The organism is Pseudomonas sp. LB3P58 (genome assembly GCF_054897895.1).
Genome location: NZ_JBUBVE010000001.1, coordinates 1,418,526 through 1,432,749 on the forward strand (window position 1 = coordinate 1,418,526; position 14,224 = coordinate 1,432,749).

Below are 14,224 nucleotides of genomic sequence, written 5' to 3' on the forward strand. Positions count from 1 at the left end.
TGCATCCCACGGCAGTGGAAAAATGCCTCGGTCAGTACATGCCGACCGCGGTCAAAAAGAGGTGTTGCAGTGGCGCAATGATACGCCTGTCGCTCTAGGTCAAGGGTGCGACCTTTGGTCGCGTTGGGGAAAATTCGTGGATGGTGTAGCAGATGTAACAAAACATGATGCAAGTCAATTGACTATAGATGATTCACCTTTATCCCAGGCTGACCGCGCACTATTTCGCTTTGGATTGCAGCGCGCTAGCGCTGCAATCCTGTTACGGGTGGCTCAATCGCCAATGCAGTGATGTCAAGGGAGGCGACCGCCTCCCAAAGAGTCCAGCCCTCCGGTGCCGCGTTTTCGGTCGGCGCTGTTTTCACTGTCGATGGACCTGGTTTTGCGCGTCAGGGTGTTTGTCTCGTCAGCATTCTTCAGGGGGACGCCTTCGGCGTCAGTCTGGTGTTCAATGTTGTCGGGCGGGCTGCCTGTAATGTTTTGTTCAGACATGAAACAACTTCCTTGTTTGTTGGGTTGTTTTAACCGGGGGAGAAAAGCAGTGTTGTTGTGATTGGATTTTCACCAGGCTGCGCAAAGGTTAGATTCTGTTGGTGTTTGCGGCGAGTGAGGAATGGTTTCAGGTTGTGAGTGGTGTTGATGGGTTGCCTTGTGAAATGCGGTGCGACAAGAAAATTTCCAGCCTGAAATGAAAACGGCCCCGTCGTCTGACGGGGCCGTTTTTTATTGCATCAAGCGTTTGCCTTACTGGGCGTCCGCCACTGGCGCTTTCTCACCATGAGAGAGGCTGTAGACGTAAGCGGCCAGCAGGTGAACCTTGTCGTTGCCTTGCAGCTGTTCTTGCGCAGGCATCTGGCCCTGACGGCCGTAACGGATGGTCTGCTGCAGTTGAGCGAAGCTCGAACCGTAGATGAACGCTGCCGGGTGGGTCAGGTTAGGCGCGCCCATCGCTGGCGTGCCTTTGCCTTCCGGACCGTGGCACACCGCGCAGTTGGCAGCGAACAGCTTCTGGCCGGCTACCGGGTCAGCCTTGGTGCCTTCCGGCAACTTGCGGCCATCGAGGTTGGTCAGTACGAACGCGGCAACGTTCGCAACGCCTTGCTCGCCGATCACTTCTGCCCACGCCGGCATCACAGCGTGACGACCGCCCATGATGGTGGTCTTGATGGTTTGCGCTTCGCCGCCCCAGCGCCAGTCGGCGTCGGTCAGGTTAGGGAAGCCATACGCGCCCTTGGCATCGGAACCGTGGCAGACCGAGCAGTTGGAGGCGAACAGGCGGCCACCCATCTTCAGGGCTTGCGGGTCCTTGGCGACTTCTTCGATCGGCATGGAAGCGAATTTGGCGAAGATCGGGCCGAACTTGGCGTCCGACTTGGCCATTTCCTTTTCCCACTCGTGAACGCCGGTCCAGCCGCTCTGGCCGTTGGCGAACGCGGTCTGCTTGTCGTTATCGAGGTAGTTGTAACCCGGCAGCAGGCCTTTCCAGTTACCCAGGCCCGGGTACAGAACCAGGTAGCCCAGGGCGAAGATGATGGTGCCCACGAACAGCATGAACCACCATTTTGGCAGTGGGTTGTCGTACTCCTCGATCCCGTCGAAGGAGTGGCCAACCGTTTCTTCGGTGGCTTCGCTGCGCTGGCCCTTGCGGGTGGACAGCAGCAGCCAGGTCAGGGCGAAGATCGTGCCGAGACTGAGGACTGTGACGTACAGACTCCAGAACGTAGTCATTCTTTGTTACTCCTAGAAGCTTGCTCGACGTGCTTGATGGCTTCGGGATCATCCGCGAAAGGCAGCAAGGTCGCGTCTTCAAACTCCGACTTGCGCTTGGGGCTGAATACCCACAACGCCAGACCGATGAAGGCCACCATCACAACAACGGTGCCCAGGCCACGAATCATCCCGATATCCATCTAAATCACCGTTTGCTTTTGATGATGGTGCCCAGGCCTTGCAGATAGGCCACCAGCGCGTCCATTTCGGTTTTGCCCTTCACAGCATCCTTGGCGCCGGCGATGTCTTCGTCGGTGTAAGGGACGCCGAGCGTGCGCAAGACTTCCATTTTCTTGGCGGTGTCTTTGCCGTCGAGCTTGTTTTCCACGAGGAACGGGTAGGCCGGCATTTTCGACTCAGGCACAACGTTGCGCGGGTTGTACAAATGCGCACGCTGCCAGTCATCGGAGTAACGACCGCCAACACGGGCCAGGTCCGGACCGGTACGCTTGGAACCCCACAGGAACGGGTGGTCCCAGACGCTTTCACCGGCGACCGAGTAGTGGCCGTAACGTTCGGTTTCAGCGCGGAACGGGCGGATCATCTGCGAGTGGCAGCCGACACAACCGTTGGCGATGTAGATGTCGCGGCCTTCCAGTTCAAGGGCGGTACGAGGCTTCATGCCTTCGACCGGCTTGTTGGTGACGTCCTGGAAAAACAGCGGAACGATCTGGGTCAGGCCGCCGATGCTGACGGCGATAACCATGAAGAAGGCCAGCAGGCCAATGTTCTTCTCGACTGCTTCATGCTTCATCAGTGAGCTCCAACTACAGCAATCTGTTCAGCAGCTTTGGCTTCAGCCGGGTTCGAGGCACGTACGGTACGCCATACGTTGTAGGCCATGAACAGCATGCCGCTGGCGAAGAACGCACCGCCCAGGGCGCGAACGATGAAACCAGGATGGCTGGCTTGCAGCGCTTCAACGAACGAGTAGGTGAGGGTGCCGTCGTCGTTGATTGCACGCCACATCAGACCCTGGGTGATGCCGTTGACCCACATCGAAGCGATGTACAGAACGGTACCGATGGTCGCGAGCCAGAAGTGCGTGTTGATCAGGCCGATGCTGTGCATCTGCACACGACCGAACAGTTTCGGGATCATGTGGTAGATGGCGCCGATCGAGATCATCGCTACCCAGCCCAAGGCGCCGGCGTGTACGTGGCCGATGGTCCAGTCAGTGTAGTGAGACAGCGAGTTGACGGTCTTGATGGCCATCATCGGGCCTTCGAAGGTCGACATGCCGTAGAAGGCCAGCGACACAACGAGGAACCGCAGGATCGGGTCGGTGCGCAGCTTATGCCAGGCGCCCGACAGGGTCATCATGCCGTTGATCATGCCGCCCCAGCTTGGTGCCAGCAGGATGATCGACATCGCCATGCCCAGCGACTGAGCCCAGTCCGGCAGTGCGGTGTAGTGCAGGTGGTGCGGACCGGCCCAGATGTACAGGGTGATCAGCGCCCAGAAGTGCACGATCGACAGACGATAGGAGTAGATCGGACGCTCGGCCTGCTTCGGAACGAAGTAGTACATCATCCCCAGGAAGCCGGTGGTCAGGAAGAAACCCACCGCGTTGTGGCCGTACCACCACTGGATCATCGCGTCAGTCGCACCGGCGTAGGCCGAGTAGGACTTGAAGAAACTGACCGGCAGGGAAGCGTGGTTGACGATGTGCAGCATCGCCGTCACAACGATGAAGGCACCGTAGAACCAGTTACCCACATAGATGTGCTTGGTTTTGCGCTTGGTGATGGTGCCGAAGAACACCAGACCGTAAGTAACCCAGACGATGGCCAGCAGAATAGCCAGGGGCCATTCCAGTTCCGCGTATTCCTTGGTGGTGGTGTAACCCAGCGGCAAGGTAACGATCGCGCCGACGATCACCGCTTGCCAACCCCAGAAGGTGAAGGCGGCGAGGCTGTCGGAAATCAGTCGCGTTTGGCAGGTTCGCTGCACGACGTAATAAGAAGTGGCAAACAGAGCACAACCACCGAAGGCGAAAATCACCAGGTTGGTGTGCAACGGGCGTAAGCGTCCAAAAGTCGTCCACGGCAGACCGAAGTTCAATTCCGGCCATACAAGCTGTGAGGCGATGAAGACACCAAGCCCCATGCCAAGGATCCCCCAGACCACCGTCATGATGGCGAACTGGCGGACTACCTTATAGTTATAAGCAGTCGGACTGATTGCTGTGCTCATTCTAAGGTTCCACGGTTTGGGTGTTTTATTAGGAGTAAAAATCGGCCGCAAGTATGGAGAAAGCGGGGGGTCATTGCAACGCGCCATGACCTGGGTCAATGCTTTCAAAAGCTGATTCTGCGGCCTTTCCATGCGCCGCGTAGGGACAAAATTGCCCAAGGGCAAAATGTCGCAGCGGACGAAAATGGTGAGGGGGTCAGGTCGGATGTAACGGGGTGTGTTCAAACGCAACGATCGGGTGACAGATGGCAATTGGCACGACAGCCGGTATCTACCAGCCTTTGCGGCCTGTCATCGAGCAGATTCGTCGAACACATCGGGTTGGGTCGACCTGGAACCGGCTCATGCCAGTCCGCATCGGGGGAAGCTTAGACCCGAATCTGGTGAACCGAAAGGAGGACCAACGGAGGGGTGCGACAATGGGTCGCAAAGGGGCAGGGAACTGCCGCATCCGGGAGAATGCGGCAGCAGAGCGGTCGAGATTTATTCGTGTTTGCCTTCAGCCTGCAAACGCTCGGTGTTCAGCCCATGAGACAAGCTGTAAACGTAAGCGGCCAGCAGTTGCACCTTGTCGTTGCCGAGCATTTCGTTCTGCGCCGGCATATGGCCTTGGCGACCATGACGAATCGTCTGTTGCAGTTGCGCCAGGCTTGTCCCGTAGATAAAACCGGCCGGTTGCGTCAGATTCGGCGCGCCCATGGCTTCAGTGCCCTGGCCGTTTGCGCCATGACAGGCTACGCACATAGTGCTGAACGTTTGCTGTCCTGCGTGCAGGTCGGCACCGCTGTCGGCAGCCAACGGCAGGCCGGCCAGGTCATGGCGCACATAAGCCGCGACGTTCTTCACGCCAGCATCACCAAGGATTTCACCCCAGGCCGGCATCGCCGCCATGCGACCACCCATGATCGTGGTTTTGATGGTGTCGGCGTTGCCGCCCCAGCGCCAGCTGGTGTCCGTCAGGTTGGGGAAGCCAAAGGCGCCCTTGGCATCCGAGCCGTGGCAGACCGCGCAATTGGAGGCAAACAGGCGACCGCCCATTTTCAACGCTTGCGGGTCCTGGGCCACTTCTTCCACGGGCATCGCCGCGAATTTGGCGAAGATCGGCCCGAACTTCGCATCGGCCTTGTTCATCTCCTTTTCCCACTCGTGGACGCCGGTCCAACCGTCCTCGTAACCCGGCAGAATGCCTTTCCAGTTGCCCAGGCCCGGGTAAAGCACCAGATAGCCCACGGCAAATACCAGCGTGCCGGCGAACAGCATGAACCACCACTGCGGCAGCGGGTTGTCGTACTCCTCGATGCCGTCGAAGCTGTGGCCCATGGTCTGGTCGACGCTGCCCTTGGTTTCGCCCTTGCGGGTGCCGATCAGCAGCCAGGTCAGGCCGATCAGGCTGCCGATGGTCAGTACGCAGATCCACGTACTCCAGAAGGTGGTCATGGCCGGGTACTCCTTGTTTCAGGTTCTTGGGTGGCGTCATCGGGTAGCGGTTCATCGGCGAACGGCAGCAAACGCGCTTCGGCGAATTCCGGATTGCGCTTGCTGTTGAACACCCACAGCGTCAGGCCGACGAAGGCTACGAACACCACGACCGTGCCCAGGCCGCGGATCATTCCACTGCTCATCTCACTCATTATTTCAAAGGGCATGGCTCACCTCTTGCTCTTGATGGATGTGCCCAGCACTTGCAGGTAAGCGACCAGTGCGTCCATTTCGGTCTTGCCCTTGAGCGAGGCGACTGAGCCGGCGATGTCGTCGTCGGTGTATGGCACGCCCAACGTGCGCATGGCGCGGATCTTGGTTTCGGTGTGGCTGCTGTCGAGTTGATTGGCCACCAGCCACGGATAGCCGGGCATTTTCGATTCCGGCACCACGTTGCGCGGGTTGTACAAGTGCGCACGGTGCCAGTCTTCGGAGTAGCGACCGCCGACCCGGGCCAGGTCCGGACCGGTACGTTTCGAGCCCCACAGGAACGGGTGATCCCAGACGCTTTCACCGGCGACCGAGTAGTGGCCGTAGCGTTCGGTCTCGGCGCGGAACGGACGGATCATCTGCGAATGGCAACCGACGCAGCCTTCGCGGATGTAGATGTCGCGACCTTCCAGTTGCAGCGCGGTGTAGGGCTTCATGCCTTCCACCGGTTTATTGGTCACGTCCTGGAAGAACAGCGGGACGATCTGGGTCAGACCGCCGATGCTCACGGCCAGCACCATCAGCAACATCAGCAGGCCGACGTTTTTCTCGATTGTTTCGTGTTTCATGGCGGCCTCCTCAGGCGATCTGCGCAGCAGCGGCGACTTCGGCAGGCTGCGAGGCCCGCACGGTGCGCCAGGTGTTGTAGGCCATCAGCAACATGCCACTGAAGAAGATCGCACCGCCTACCAGGCGCACGACGAAGCCTGGGTGGCTGGCCACCAGGGTTTCGACGAAGGAGTAGGTCAGCGTGCCGTCTTCATTGATAGCGCGCCACATGAGGCCCTGGGCGATGCCGTTGACCCACATCGACGCGATGTACAGCACGGTGCCGATGGTCGCGAGCCAGAAGTGCGCGTTGATCAGGCCGATGCTGTGCATCTGCGTGCGGCCGAAGATTTTCGGGATCATGTGGTACAGCGCGCCGATCGAGATCATCGCGACCCAACCGAGGGCGCCGGCGTGAACGTGGCCGATGGTCCAGTCGGTGTAGTGGGAGAGGGCGTTGACCGTTTTGATGGCCATCATCGGCCCTTCGAAGGTCGACATGCCGTAGAAGGCCAGCGAGACCACGAGGAAGCGCAGGATCGGGTCGCTGCGCAACTTATGCCAGGCGCCCGAGAGCGTCATCATCCCGTTGATCATCCCGCCCCAGCTCGGTGCCAGCAGGATCAGTGACATCACCATGCCCAGCGACTGTGCCCAGTCCGGCAGCGCGGTGTAGTGCAAGTGGTGCGGACCGGCCCAGATGTACAGGGTGATCAGCGCCCAGAAGTGCACGATCGACAAGCGATAGGAATACACCGGACGCTCGGCCTGTTTCGGCACGAAGTAGTACATCATCCCGAGGAAACCGGCAGTGAGGAAAAAGCCTACGGCGTTGTGCCCGTACCACCACTGAACCATGGCATCGGTCGCACCGGCGTACACCGAGTAGGACTTGGTGAAACTCACCGGCAGCTCAAGGTTGTTGACGATGTGCAGAATCGCCACGGTGATGATGAACGCACCGAAGAACCAGTTGCCGACGTAGATGTGCTTGGTTTTGCGCTTGGCCAGCGTGCCGAAGAACACCACGGCGTAGGCAACCCAGACGATGGTGATCAGAATGTCGATCGGCCATTCCAGCTCGGCATATTCCTTGGAACTGGTGTAACCCAGCGGCAGGCTGATAGCGGCCAGCAGAATCACTACTTGCCAGCCCCAGAAGCAGAACGCGGCGATTTTTGGCGCAAACAGTTGTGTCTGGCAGGTGCGTTGCACCGAATAGAACGAACTGGCGAACAGGGCGCAACCGCCAAAGGCGAAGATCACCGCGTTGGTGTGCAACGGGCGCAGGCGCCCGAAGCTGGTCCACGGCAGATTGAAGTTGAGTTCAGGCCAGACCAATTGAGCCGCGAGAAAAACCCCGAGCCCCATGCCGACGATGCCCCACACCACCGTCATAATGGCGAATTGGCGGACCACCTTGTAGTTGTAGGCGGTACTGATAGAAGTGTTCATGGTTCCCCATCCACGGTTCAGCCGAAGTGAAGGCCTGTCTTTGCGAGTAAGCCGCACGGCAGACGCTCCCTTCGCCTGGAGTTATAGGCAGACTAAAAGCGAGGCAAGCATGGACAAAGAGCACAAGGCCAGTATTGACGGGGATCAATGGGCGCGGTGTGTGCAGGATCATGGATGGTTGTGGAATGAGGCGGCTTCAAAGGCCTCGGTGGAACCTGTGACGCTGATTCTCGCCCATGGCGCGGGCGCACCAATGGACAGCGGCTGGATGAACGATATGGCTGCGCGCCTTACTGCATCTGGGATCAACGTGCTGCGCTTCGAGTTTCCGTACATGGCGCAACGGCGTGTCGATGGAAGCAAACGCCCACCGAACCCGGCCCCGAAACTGCTCGAGTGCTGGCGTGAGGTGTATGCCGTGGTGCGACGCCATGTCGCTGGACGTCTGGCCATTGGCGGCAAGTCCATGGGCGGGCGGATGGCCAGTTTGCTGGCGGATGAGTTGGGCGCGGATGCGCTGGTGTGTCTGGGGTATCCGTTTTATGCGGTGGGAAAACCGGAGAAGCCGCGAGTCGAGCATCTGGCCGGGTTGAAGACGTCGACGTTGATCGTTCAGGGTGAGCGTGATGCGCTGGGCAATCGTGAGGCGGTCGAGGGGTACAGTTTATCCCCGAGCATTGAAGTGATCTGGCTGGTGACGGGAGATCATGATTTGAAGCCTTTGAAGGCTTCGGGGTTTACACATGAGCAGCATCTCACGGCTGCGGCGAGCAAGGTGGCTGAGTTTCTTCTGTGATATTTGCGGTGCCGGTCAGGGCCTCTTCGCGAGCGAGCCCGCTCCCACCTTTGGAATGCATTCTCCTGTGGGAGCGAGCCTGCTCGCGATAGCGGTTTAGCAGACGACATCCTTCATTGATCGTCTCTTGTCAGTTTGAATGTGCCGTTTGGCTTCAAGCGGTAGCCTTCGCTTTTGAAAATGGCGTTGAAATCGCCTTGTACCGTTCCCTTGATCGGGTCAAGTGTGATTGTCAGTTCGGCATCATCCGCATCGACGGTTCTAAAACCGGTGAATCCAGGAGGGGCGGGGATCGAGTGGCTATGGGATAAATGCAGACCCTTCCCGTCCCCGAGCTTGTAGGTGTACTCCAGCACGTTGTCGTCGATGTAAGGCACCATCAACAGAAAGCTGAAAAAGTTCTCTTCATCGCCCGAGCCAGTAGAGCCGTCGAAGACCCAGCTTTTTTCGCCGGTAGGCTCGAACAGGCTTCGGAAAAAAGTGGTGTTCTCCGCAGGTATCGGGTCAGCCCCTAAGCTCCAGTGAAAATCGTTTCCCGGTGCCTGAATGCTGTTCTCTTTCGGGATGAAAATATCTTTTGTGCTCATTGCGAAATCCTTCTCTGTCCACATGGGTATGAAGCAAATGCCGACGGGTATGTCGGCACTCGATTGATATCCCGCCCATGCGGGTGCGTCTACTGTCAAACCTGACAGCTATACACCGGGTTTTAGATGTGTATGACGCTTGCCAACGTCCAATCGCGCGCCTCGGTATTGCTTTCCCTGACGCAATAAAAAACCCGGAAGTATCACCTTCCGGGTTTTTGCCCTGCTTGCAGAGATCAGCGGTTAAACCGCTCCACCAACGAATACTGGGTATTCGCTGTCTTCGTCAGCTCTTCACTCAACAACGCCGAGTGTTGCGCCTGTTCCGAGGTCTGATCCGCCAGGTGCGAGATGTTACTGATGTTGCGGCTGATCTCTTCGGCCACAGCACTTTGCTCTTCAGTCGCCGCAGCGATCTGGGTGGTCATATCGGTGATGTTGGCCACCGCTTCGCTGATCCCCACCAGTGCCTGATCTGCTTCCAGAACCCGCGCCACACCTTCTTCGGCCTGGCGATGCCCAGCTTCCATGGTTTGCACCGCCGTGCTGGCGGTTTGCTGGAGCTTGGCGATCAGGGCGTGGATCTGCCCGGTGGATTCGCTGGTGCGTTGCGCCAGTTGACGGACTTCGTCGGCGACCACCGCAAAGCCACGACCCATCTCACCGGCACGGGCCGCTTCAATAGCAGCGTTCAAGGCCAGCAGGTTGGTCTGGTCGGCGATGCCTTTGATCACATCGACCACGCCACCGATTTCGTCGCTGTCCTTGGCCAGTTGGGTCACGGTCAGACCGGTTTCACCGACCACCACCGACAGGCGCTGGATGGCTTCGCGGGTTTCCCCGGCGATGTCGCGACCGCGACCGGTCAAGCGATTGGCTTCCTGAGTCGCATCAGCCGTGCGCTGCACGTGGCTGGCGACTTCCTGCGTGGTGGCAGCCATCTGATTGACGGCGGTGGCCACTTGCTCGGTTTCGACGCGTTGGCGTTCCAGACCGTTGGAGCTTTTATGCGCCAGGGTGTCGGACTGTTTCGCTTGGTCGCTCAGGTGCTCGGCGGTGTCCTGCAGACGGGTCAGGCAGGTTTTCAGGCGGGCTTCCTGGCTGAGGATCGACATCTCCAGGCGTGCTTGAGCGCCGCGGCTGTCGGTGTACATCTGCGCGATCAGCGGGTCGGAGGTGGTCTGTCCGGCCAAGTGCAGCAGACGCTTGAGGCCGCGCTGTTGCCAGCTCAACCCCAACAGACCCAATGGCACCGACAGGCCGGCGGCCAACGCAAAACCCCATTGGGAGTTGAGCGACGCACCGATCATGAAGCTCAGCTGGCTGACCAGAATGAACGGCAGCCAGTCCTGCAGCACCGGCAGCCATTTGTCTGTTGAAGGAATCGCCGACTTGCCCTGGTTGATGCGTTGGTAGAGCGCTTCGGCACGGCGGATCTGCTCGGCGGTGGGTTTGACCCGTACCGATTCGTAACCGACCACCTGATTGCCTTCGAAAACCGGCGTGACATAGGCGTTAACCCAGTAATGATCACCGGTCTTGCAGCGATTCTTGACAATGCCCATCCATGGCAAGCCTTGTTTCAGTGTGCCCCACATGTGCGCGAACACCGCGGCCGGGACGTCAGGGTGACGGACCAGGTTATGCGGCGCACGGATCAGTTCCTCACGAGAATACCCACTGATCTCGACGAAGGCGTCGTTACAGTAGGTGATCACGCCCTTGGCATCGGTGGTGGAAATCAACCGTTGCTGAGCCGGGAAGGTCCGTTCGCGTTGTGTGTTGGGCTGGTTATTACGCATGGTGTTTTTTAATCCGCAAGACTTTGCAAGGCTTTGTCAGGTTGTCGGCAATGGGGGGGATTTATTGAAAATATTTTTCAATAGTGGGTGCTGTGTCTCAGAAATGCGTTGTTGGTAACACTCAGAGCTCAGTGCTTGGCAGCGTACGATTCGCCGCCGATTTGTACTCAAGGCATTTCTGCGAACGTAAGCTTGGCCATGAGTTTGGCCGAGTGGTCACGGTGTGGCTGTAGGTGAGCGTGCCAGGTCTCGTATTTTGGTGTGATCAGTATGGTTGCATCATTTATGGGGTGACGTGCTGATATTGGATTTCAATTCATCGCTGGATCGCGATATTCAGCAATGGCGATGGCGTGTGCCTGGTGACTACCCTGCGAGGAAGGGGCTGGTGGTCTGGCGAGACCGGCATGGGCAAAAACTGCAGGAAGAGGTCGTTGGCTATCAGCGTAATTTCGCTGATATTGTCCGGGACGCCGGGACGCCGCCGATATTCATCATCGAGGCTGCGCCGATCGAGCATCAGATGATTGATCATGATCTGGAAGAACCAACGGGCGTACGCCCCCTTTTATATGAACGAAATTGGTTTTAGCGACGAAGAAATTGCCGATCATGATCATGCCGGCCCGAAGGGCATCAAGCGCCTGACAAAATGGTTGTACGAGGCGCTTTTCTGTCCTCCCAATTCGCTGACCTGTTTGATGGAGTCAAAGGCTTAGCGCCTCTGATCTGCGGTATCGGAGGCGTGCTGGATTTAAAGCCTGAGCAGGCGTCGAAGGTCTCTCAGCGGGCGCGTCCAGCGCCATGAGTGGCTCTCGAGCAGGACGCGGTTGATTTGCGTAATTGCTTCGAGCTGTTGGCTCATGACGCTCATTTGCGAATCGCGCTCTGCCAGTGAAGCCCCCAGTGCATCGAGTTGATCGTCTTTTGCCTGCGTTACATCAGCCAACGCCACGCGAGCCGCTTCCAGTTGTGTGTTCTTCTCCCTCGTTACATCAGCCAACGCCACGCGAGCCGCTTCCAGTTGTGTGTTCTTCTCCCTCGTTACATCAGCCAACGCCACGCGAGCCGCTTCCAGTTGTGCGTTCTTCTCCCTCGTTACATCAGCCAACGCCACGCGGGCCGCTTCCAGTTCCGCGTTGTTCTTCCTCGTGACATCGGCCAACAACATTTGTGCGGCCTCTAGCTGTTGCTTTTTTTCCTGAATCACATCCGTCATTAGCAGGAGCTGTTGTTTCTCGATCAGGAGATCCTGTGTGGTCTGATCCAACTGCAGTTTGGTCTGCTGGTCCTGGGCGATGAGCTCGGCGATGCGTTCATTGTTTTTTGCCCGGGTGGCTGTCAAGTCCTGGATCTGTTGTTCCTGGATATGGATGCGAGGAAGGGTTTCCTGCAGTTGCTCTGCGATATCTTTGGAGTGCTGCTGCAGGATCAAGGACTGCTGAGCATACTCTTGAAGGTCAGCTTCGAGCGTCTGGATGTATGACTGGCTTTGCACAAGCTTGAGGCTATCGTCGGCACGGAGCGCCGCAGACTGCTCTAGCTCGTGCATCAGCGCTGCGCTTCCTTGAGCCAGATCGACAATACGGGTATCTCGTTCAGTCAAGGCGACGACGTGTTCGGTGTATTGCTTGTTTCGCGTATCGAGGTGCTCAGTCAGGGATTTTTCCATCAGCGTGAGCCGCTCGTTATTGTTCTTCAGCTCCTGGATTTGTTCGTCGCGCGTGTTTATGGCGTGTCGATAATCAACGGCTGCACGCTGGCTGATGCCAGCAAGTACAGAGGGGAGTGCGTCGATATCCTCAATGGGCAGGACCGAGTAAATTTCCGATATCGGGAGTTCTATGCGCCCCAGTTCCTCCCAGCTTTGAAGGTCCAGTGCCACCAGGTTTGCATTCACGATGGCACTGCTATCGATATTGCGTGAGCGACTCAAGCCGATGTACAGAATGTTGTCCTGAACGCAGATACCTCGGGTGTAACCGTCCAGCGTTTTGCTTCGCAACAGTTTTGCGCTGCCGTCGTATTCCCGTAACTCCCTGGTTTCGGAGTTGGCGAGTAACAGCTTGTCGCCAAACGGGACCAGGCTATGGGGTTGCGACAACGCCTCGATCAAGCGTTCTCCAGTGTGCAAATCCTGGACGAAACCGGCTTGGGTTGTATTGCCTTTGTACTCACGGTGGTCCGTGAAGTCACCAAAGGCGCTAAAGACTATGCGCTGATTCCAGAGCGCCAGGCAGTTGATATGTTTTGCGTCGTTTTCACCGGGAAAGGTCCATCGGCGCACCGGGATTGCATTCATATCCAACTGCAGGACTTCATTAGCGTTCGTCCCTACAGCGTAGAGAGAAGAGTCCACGATGAGCACATCATGGATGTCGGGAATTGACGTTCCCGAGTCCTCTGAAGTTTGGTTTCCCTGGTAAAAAACCAGCCCCTCAGGCTGAAAACCCCTCAAAAATTTGTCACCACTAAGGCTGATGCCCGTGGTGTTGATGTCGTCCAGACGAAATACCAGGCCATTGTGGATAAGGAGCAGCCCCCCTCCATTGGGCGAGGAAATCAGCAGATTTTCGAATGCATTGGGCATGCTTGGCGTGTTCCTGAGGCAGGCAGGGAAGGGTAAAAAGATGCGGCTGTAAACGAGGCCATGATAGAAGTAGTCGCTTCGTTGATGCGAACTATCAGCTGTGCGTTATCAGCAGCTATGAGGGTTTTTGAATCCTGAGGGGGTAGTTGGGATCAATTATGGCGAGCAGTTGATTGACCGATTCGTCCAGCGTCGAAATATTAGTGTCGATTCTCAGGTCAGGCTGCTCAGGTGCTTCATAAGGCGAGGAGATGCCAGTGAATTCCGCCAGGGTTCCCGCTCTCGCCTTGCTATACAACCCTTTTGGATCGCGAGACTCGCAAACGGCCAGAGAAGTGCTGACGTGTACTTCCCGAAAGTTGGCAGCGCCTATGATTTCGTGTGCCTGTTGGCGGTCATGATTAAAGGGGGAGATGAAGGCCGCGATGACGATCATGCCGGCGGAGTTCATCAGTTTCGCTACTTCCGCGACTCTGCGGATGTTTTCCGCCCGATCCTCCGGGCTGAATCCAATATTGTTGTTGAGTCCATGACGGACATTGTCGCCATCAAGCACGAAGCACATGCGTCCCATGTCCATCAAGGACCGTTCGAGAGCGTAGGCGAGGGTAGACTTGCCCGAAGCGCTAAGTCCCGTGAGCCAAAGCGTTACAGGCTTCTGGCCCAACAGTTGACGTCGTTCCTCGGCAGTGACCTGGCTGCCATGCCATACCAGAAGGTTAGGTTGTTTATGTGCCATGAAATGACTCAATCCAATCGTAATGTTGAAGCGGGTTTAGGGGAGCGCGAT

The 14,224-nt window shown here is 57.6% G+C and carries 16 protein-coding genes; 2 read left to right on the forward strand and 14 right to left on the reverse strand.

The features are described 5' to 3' along the window. Positions 1-294 precede the first annotated feature (294 nt). The 9 genes from ACYZTZ_RS06570 to ccoN (ACYZTZ_RS06610) form a co-directional block, all read right to left on the reverse strand. A complete protein-coding gene (locus ACYZTZ_RS06570) occupies positions 295-492 on the reverse strand; it encodes a hypothetical protein (RefSeq protein WP_461997583.1) in 198 nt (65 codons plus the stop codon). Between the two features lie 252 nt (positions 493-744). Further along, positions 745-1,728 (reverse strand): cytochrome-c oxidase, cbb3-type subunit III, encoded by a 984-nt coding sequence (gene ccoP, locus ACYZTZ_RS06575; RefSeq protein ID WP_046057052.1) that lies wholly within the window; start codon positions 1,726-1,728, stop codon positions 745-747. Continuing rightward, complete coding sequence (locus ACYZTZ_RS06580) at positions 1,725-1,910, reverse strand: CcoQ/FixQ family Cbb3-type cytochrome c oxidase assembly chaperone (RefSeq protein ID WP_003175465.1); 186 nt, start codon at positions 1,908-1,910, stop codon at positions 1,725-1,727. The genes ccoP (ACYZTZ_RS06575) and ACYZTZ_RS06580 overlap by 4 nt, the downstream gene beginning before the upstream one ends. Before the next feature lie 5 nt (positions 1,911-1,915). Further along, positions 1,916-2,524 (reverse strand): cytochrome-c oxidase, cbb3-type subunit II, encoded by a 609-nt coding sequence (gene ccoO / locus ACYZTZ_RS06585; RefSeq protein ID WP_018925301.1) that lies wholly within the window; start codon positions 2,522-2,524, stop codon positions 1,916-1,918. Further along, on the reverse strand, positions 2,524-3,966 hold the full coding sequence (gene ccoN, locus ACYZTZ_RS06590) for a cytochrome-c oxidase, cbb3-type subunit I (RefSeq protein ID WP_008157290.1): 1,443 nt from the start codon (positions 3,964-3,966) through the stop codon (positions 2,524-2,526). Before ccoN (ACYZTZ_RS06590) ends, ccoO (ACYZTZ_RS06585) begins: the two co-directional genes overlap by 1 nt. Before the next feature lie 483 nt (positions 3,967-4,449). Then, positions 4,450-5,403, reverse strand: coding sequence for a cytochrome-c oxidase, cbb3-type subunit III (gene ccoP / locus ACYZTZ_RS06595; protein ID WP_056744269.1), 954 nt, complete (start codon positions 5,401-5,403; stop codon positions 4,450-4,452). Further along, positions 5,400-5,600, reverse strand: coding sequence for a cbb3-type cytochrome oxidase subunit 3 (locus tag ACYZTZ_RS06600; protein WP_177338877.1), 201 nt, complete (start codon positions 5,598-5,600; stop codon positions 5,400-5,402). The genes ccoP (ACYZTZ_RS06595) and ACYZTZ_RS06600 overlap by 4 nt, the downstream gene beginning before the upstream one ends. A 15-nt stretch (positions 5,601-5,615) precedes the next feature. Then, positions 5,616-6,224 (reverse strand): cytochrome-c oxidase, cbb3-type subunit II, encoded by a 609-nt coding sequence (gene ccoO, locus ACYZTZ_RS06605; protein ID WP_150655306.1) that lies wholly within the window; start codon positions 6,222-6,224, stop codon positions 5,616-5,618. 10 nt (positions 6,225-6,234) lie between these two features. Beyond that, positions 6,235-7,659 (reverse strand): cytochrome-c oxidase, cbb3-type subunit I, encoded by a 1,425-nt coding sequence (gene ccoN, locus ACYZTZ_RS06610; protein ID WP_056744275.1) that lies wholly within the window; start codon positions 7,657-7,659, stop codon positions 6,235-6,237. A gap of 109 nt (positions 7,660-7,768) precedes the next feature. Here ccoN (ACYZTZ_RS06610) and ACYZTZ_RS06615 point away from each other — a divergent pair, with 109 nt between their 5' ends. Then, the gene (locus ACYZTZ_RS06615) at positions 7,769-8,455 is read left to right on the forward strand and encodes an alpha/beta family hydrolase (RefSeq protein WP_461997584.1); all 687 of its coding nucleotides are present in this window, start codon (positions 7,769-7,771) and stop codon (positions 8,453-8,455) included. A gap of 113 nt (positions 8,456-8,568) precedes the next feature. Here ACYZTZ_RS06615 and ACYZTZ_RS06620 read toward each other — a convergent pair whose 3' ends face one another. From ACYZTZ_RS06620 to ACYZTZ_RS06630, 3 genes are all read right to left on the reverse strand, one after another. Further along, a complete protein-coding gene (locus ACYZTZ_RS06620; protein ID WP_461997585.1) occupies positions 8,569-9,042 on the reverse strand; it encodes a hypothetical protein in 474 nt (157 codons plus the stop codon). Positions 9,043-9,278: 236 nt separating this feature from the next. Further along, a complete protein-coding gene (locus tag ACYZTZ_RS06625) occupies positions 9,279-10,844 on the reverse strand; it encodes a methyl-accepting chemotaxis protein (RefSeq protein ID WP_461997586.1) in 1,566 nt (521 codons plus the stop codon). Positions 10,845-11,160: 316 nt separating this feature from the next. Continuing rightward, positions 11,161-11,379, reverse strand: a complete 219-nt coding sequence (locus ACYZTZ_RS06630; RefSeq protein ID WP_461997587.1) for a hypothetical protein — start codon at positions 11,377-11,379, stop codon at positions 11,161-11,163. Here ACYZTZ_RS06630 and ACYZTZ_RS06635 point away from each other — a divergent pair. Next, entirely contained in the window at positions 11,378-11,563 is a 186-nt protein-coding gene (locus ACYZTZ_RS06635) for a hypothetical protein (RefSeq protein ID WP_461997588.1), read from the forward strand. The genes ACYZTZ_RS06630 and ACYZTZ_RS06635 overlap by 2 nt on opposite strands. Before the next feature lie 35 nt (positions 11,564-11,598). On the opposite strand, the gene ACYZTZ_RS06640 is transcribed toward ACYZTZ_RS06635, so the two are convergent. Then, the gene (locus ACYZTZ_RS06640; RefSeq protein ID WP_461997589.1) at positions 11,599-13,434 is read right to left on the reverse strand and encodes a DUF4915 domain-containing protein; all 1,836 of its coding nucleotides are present in this window, start codon (positions 13,432-13,434) and stop codon (positions 11,599-11,601) included. A 115-nt stretch (positions 13,435-13,549) separates the two neighbouring features. Next, a complete protein-coding gene (cysC, locus tag ACYZTZ_RS06645; protein WP_461997590.1) occupies positions 13,550-14,173 on the reverse strand; it encodes an adenylyl-sulfate kinase in 624 nt (207 codons plus the stop codon). Between the last annotated feature and the right edge of the window lie 51 nt (positions 14,174-14,224).

Excerpts from the sequence above, each read along its gene's own strand:
- ACYZTZ_RS06570 (WP_461997583.1), bottom strand. The coding sequence starts at position 492 with ATGTCTGAACAAAACATTACAGGCAGCCCGCCCGACAACATTGAACAC.
- ccoP (WP_046057052.1), bottom strand. The coding sequence starts at position 1,728 with ATGACTACGTTCTGGAGTCTGTACGTCACAGTCCTCAGTCTCGGCACG.
- ACYZTZ_RS06580 (WP_003175465.1), bottom strand. The coding sequence starts at position 1,910 with ATGGATATCGGGATGATTCGTGGCCTGGGCACCGTTGTTGTGATGGTG.
- ccoO (WP_018925301.1), bottom strand. The coding sequence starts at position 2,524 with ATGAAGCATGAAGCAGTCGAGAAGAACATTGGCCTGCTGGCCTTCTTC.
- ccoN (WP_008157290.1), bottom strand. The coding sequence starts at position 3,966 with ATGAGCACAGCAATCAGTCCGACTGCTTATAACTATAAGGTAGTCCGC.
- ccoP (WP_056744269.1), bottom strand. The coding sequence starts at position 5,403 with ATGACCACCTTCTGGAGTACGTGGATCTGCGTACTGACCATCGGCAGC.
- ccoO (WP_150655306.1), bottom strand. The coding sequence starts at position 6,224 with ATGAAACACGAAACAATCGAGAAAAACGTCGGCCTGCTGATGTTGCTG.
- ccoN (WP_056744275.1), bottom strand. The coding sequence starts at position 7,659 with ATGAACACTTCTATCAGTACCGCCTACAACTACAAGGTGGTCCGCCAA.
- ACYZTZ_RS06615 (WP_461997584.1), top strand. The coding sequence starts at position 7,769 with ATGGACAAAGAGCACAAGGCCAGTATTGACGGGGATCAATGGGCGCGG.
- ACYZTZ_RS06620 (WP_461997585.1), bottom strand. The coding sequence starts at position 9,042 with ATGAGCACAAAAGATATTTTCATCCCGAAAGAGAACAGCATTCAGGCA.
- ACYZTZ_RS06625 (WP_461997586.1), bottom strand. The coding sequence starts at position 10,844 with ATGCGTAATAACCAGCCCAACACACAACGCGAACGGACCTTCCCGGCT.
- ACYZTZ_RS06635 (WP_461997588.1), top strand. The coding sequence starts at position 11,378 with ATGATCTGGAAGAACCAACGGGCGTACGCCCCCTTTTATATGAACGAA.
- ACYZTZ_RS06630 (WP_461997587.1), bottom strand. The coding sequence starts at position 11,379 with ATGATCAATCATCTGATGCTCGATCGGCGCAGCCTCGATGATGAATAT.
- ACYZTZ_RS06640 (WP_461997589.1), bottom strand. The coding sequence starts at position 13,434 with ATGCCCAATGCATTCGAAAATCTGCTGATTTCCTCGCCCAATGGAGGG.
- cysC (WP_461997590.1), bottom strand. The coding sequence starts at position 14,173 with ATGGCACATAAACAACCTAACCTTCTGGTATGGCATGGCAGCCAGGTC.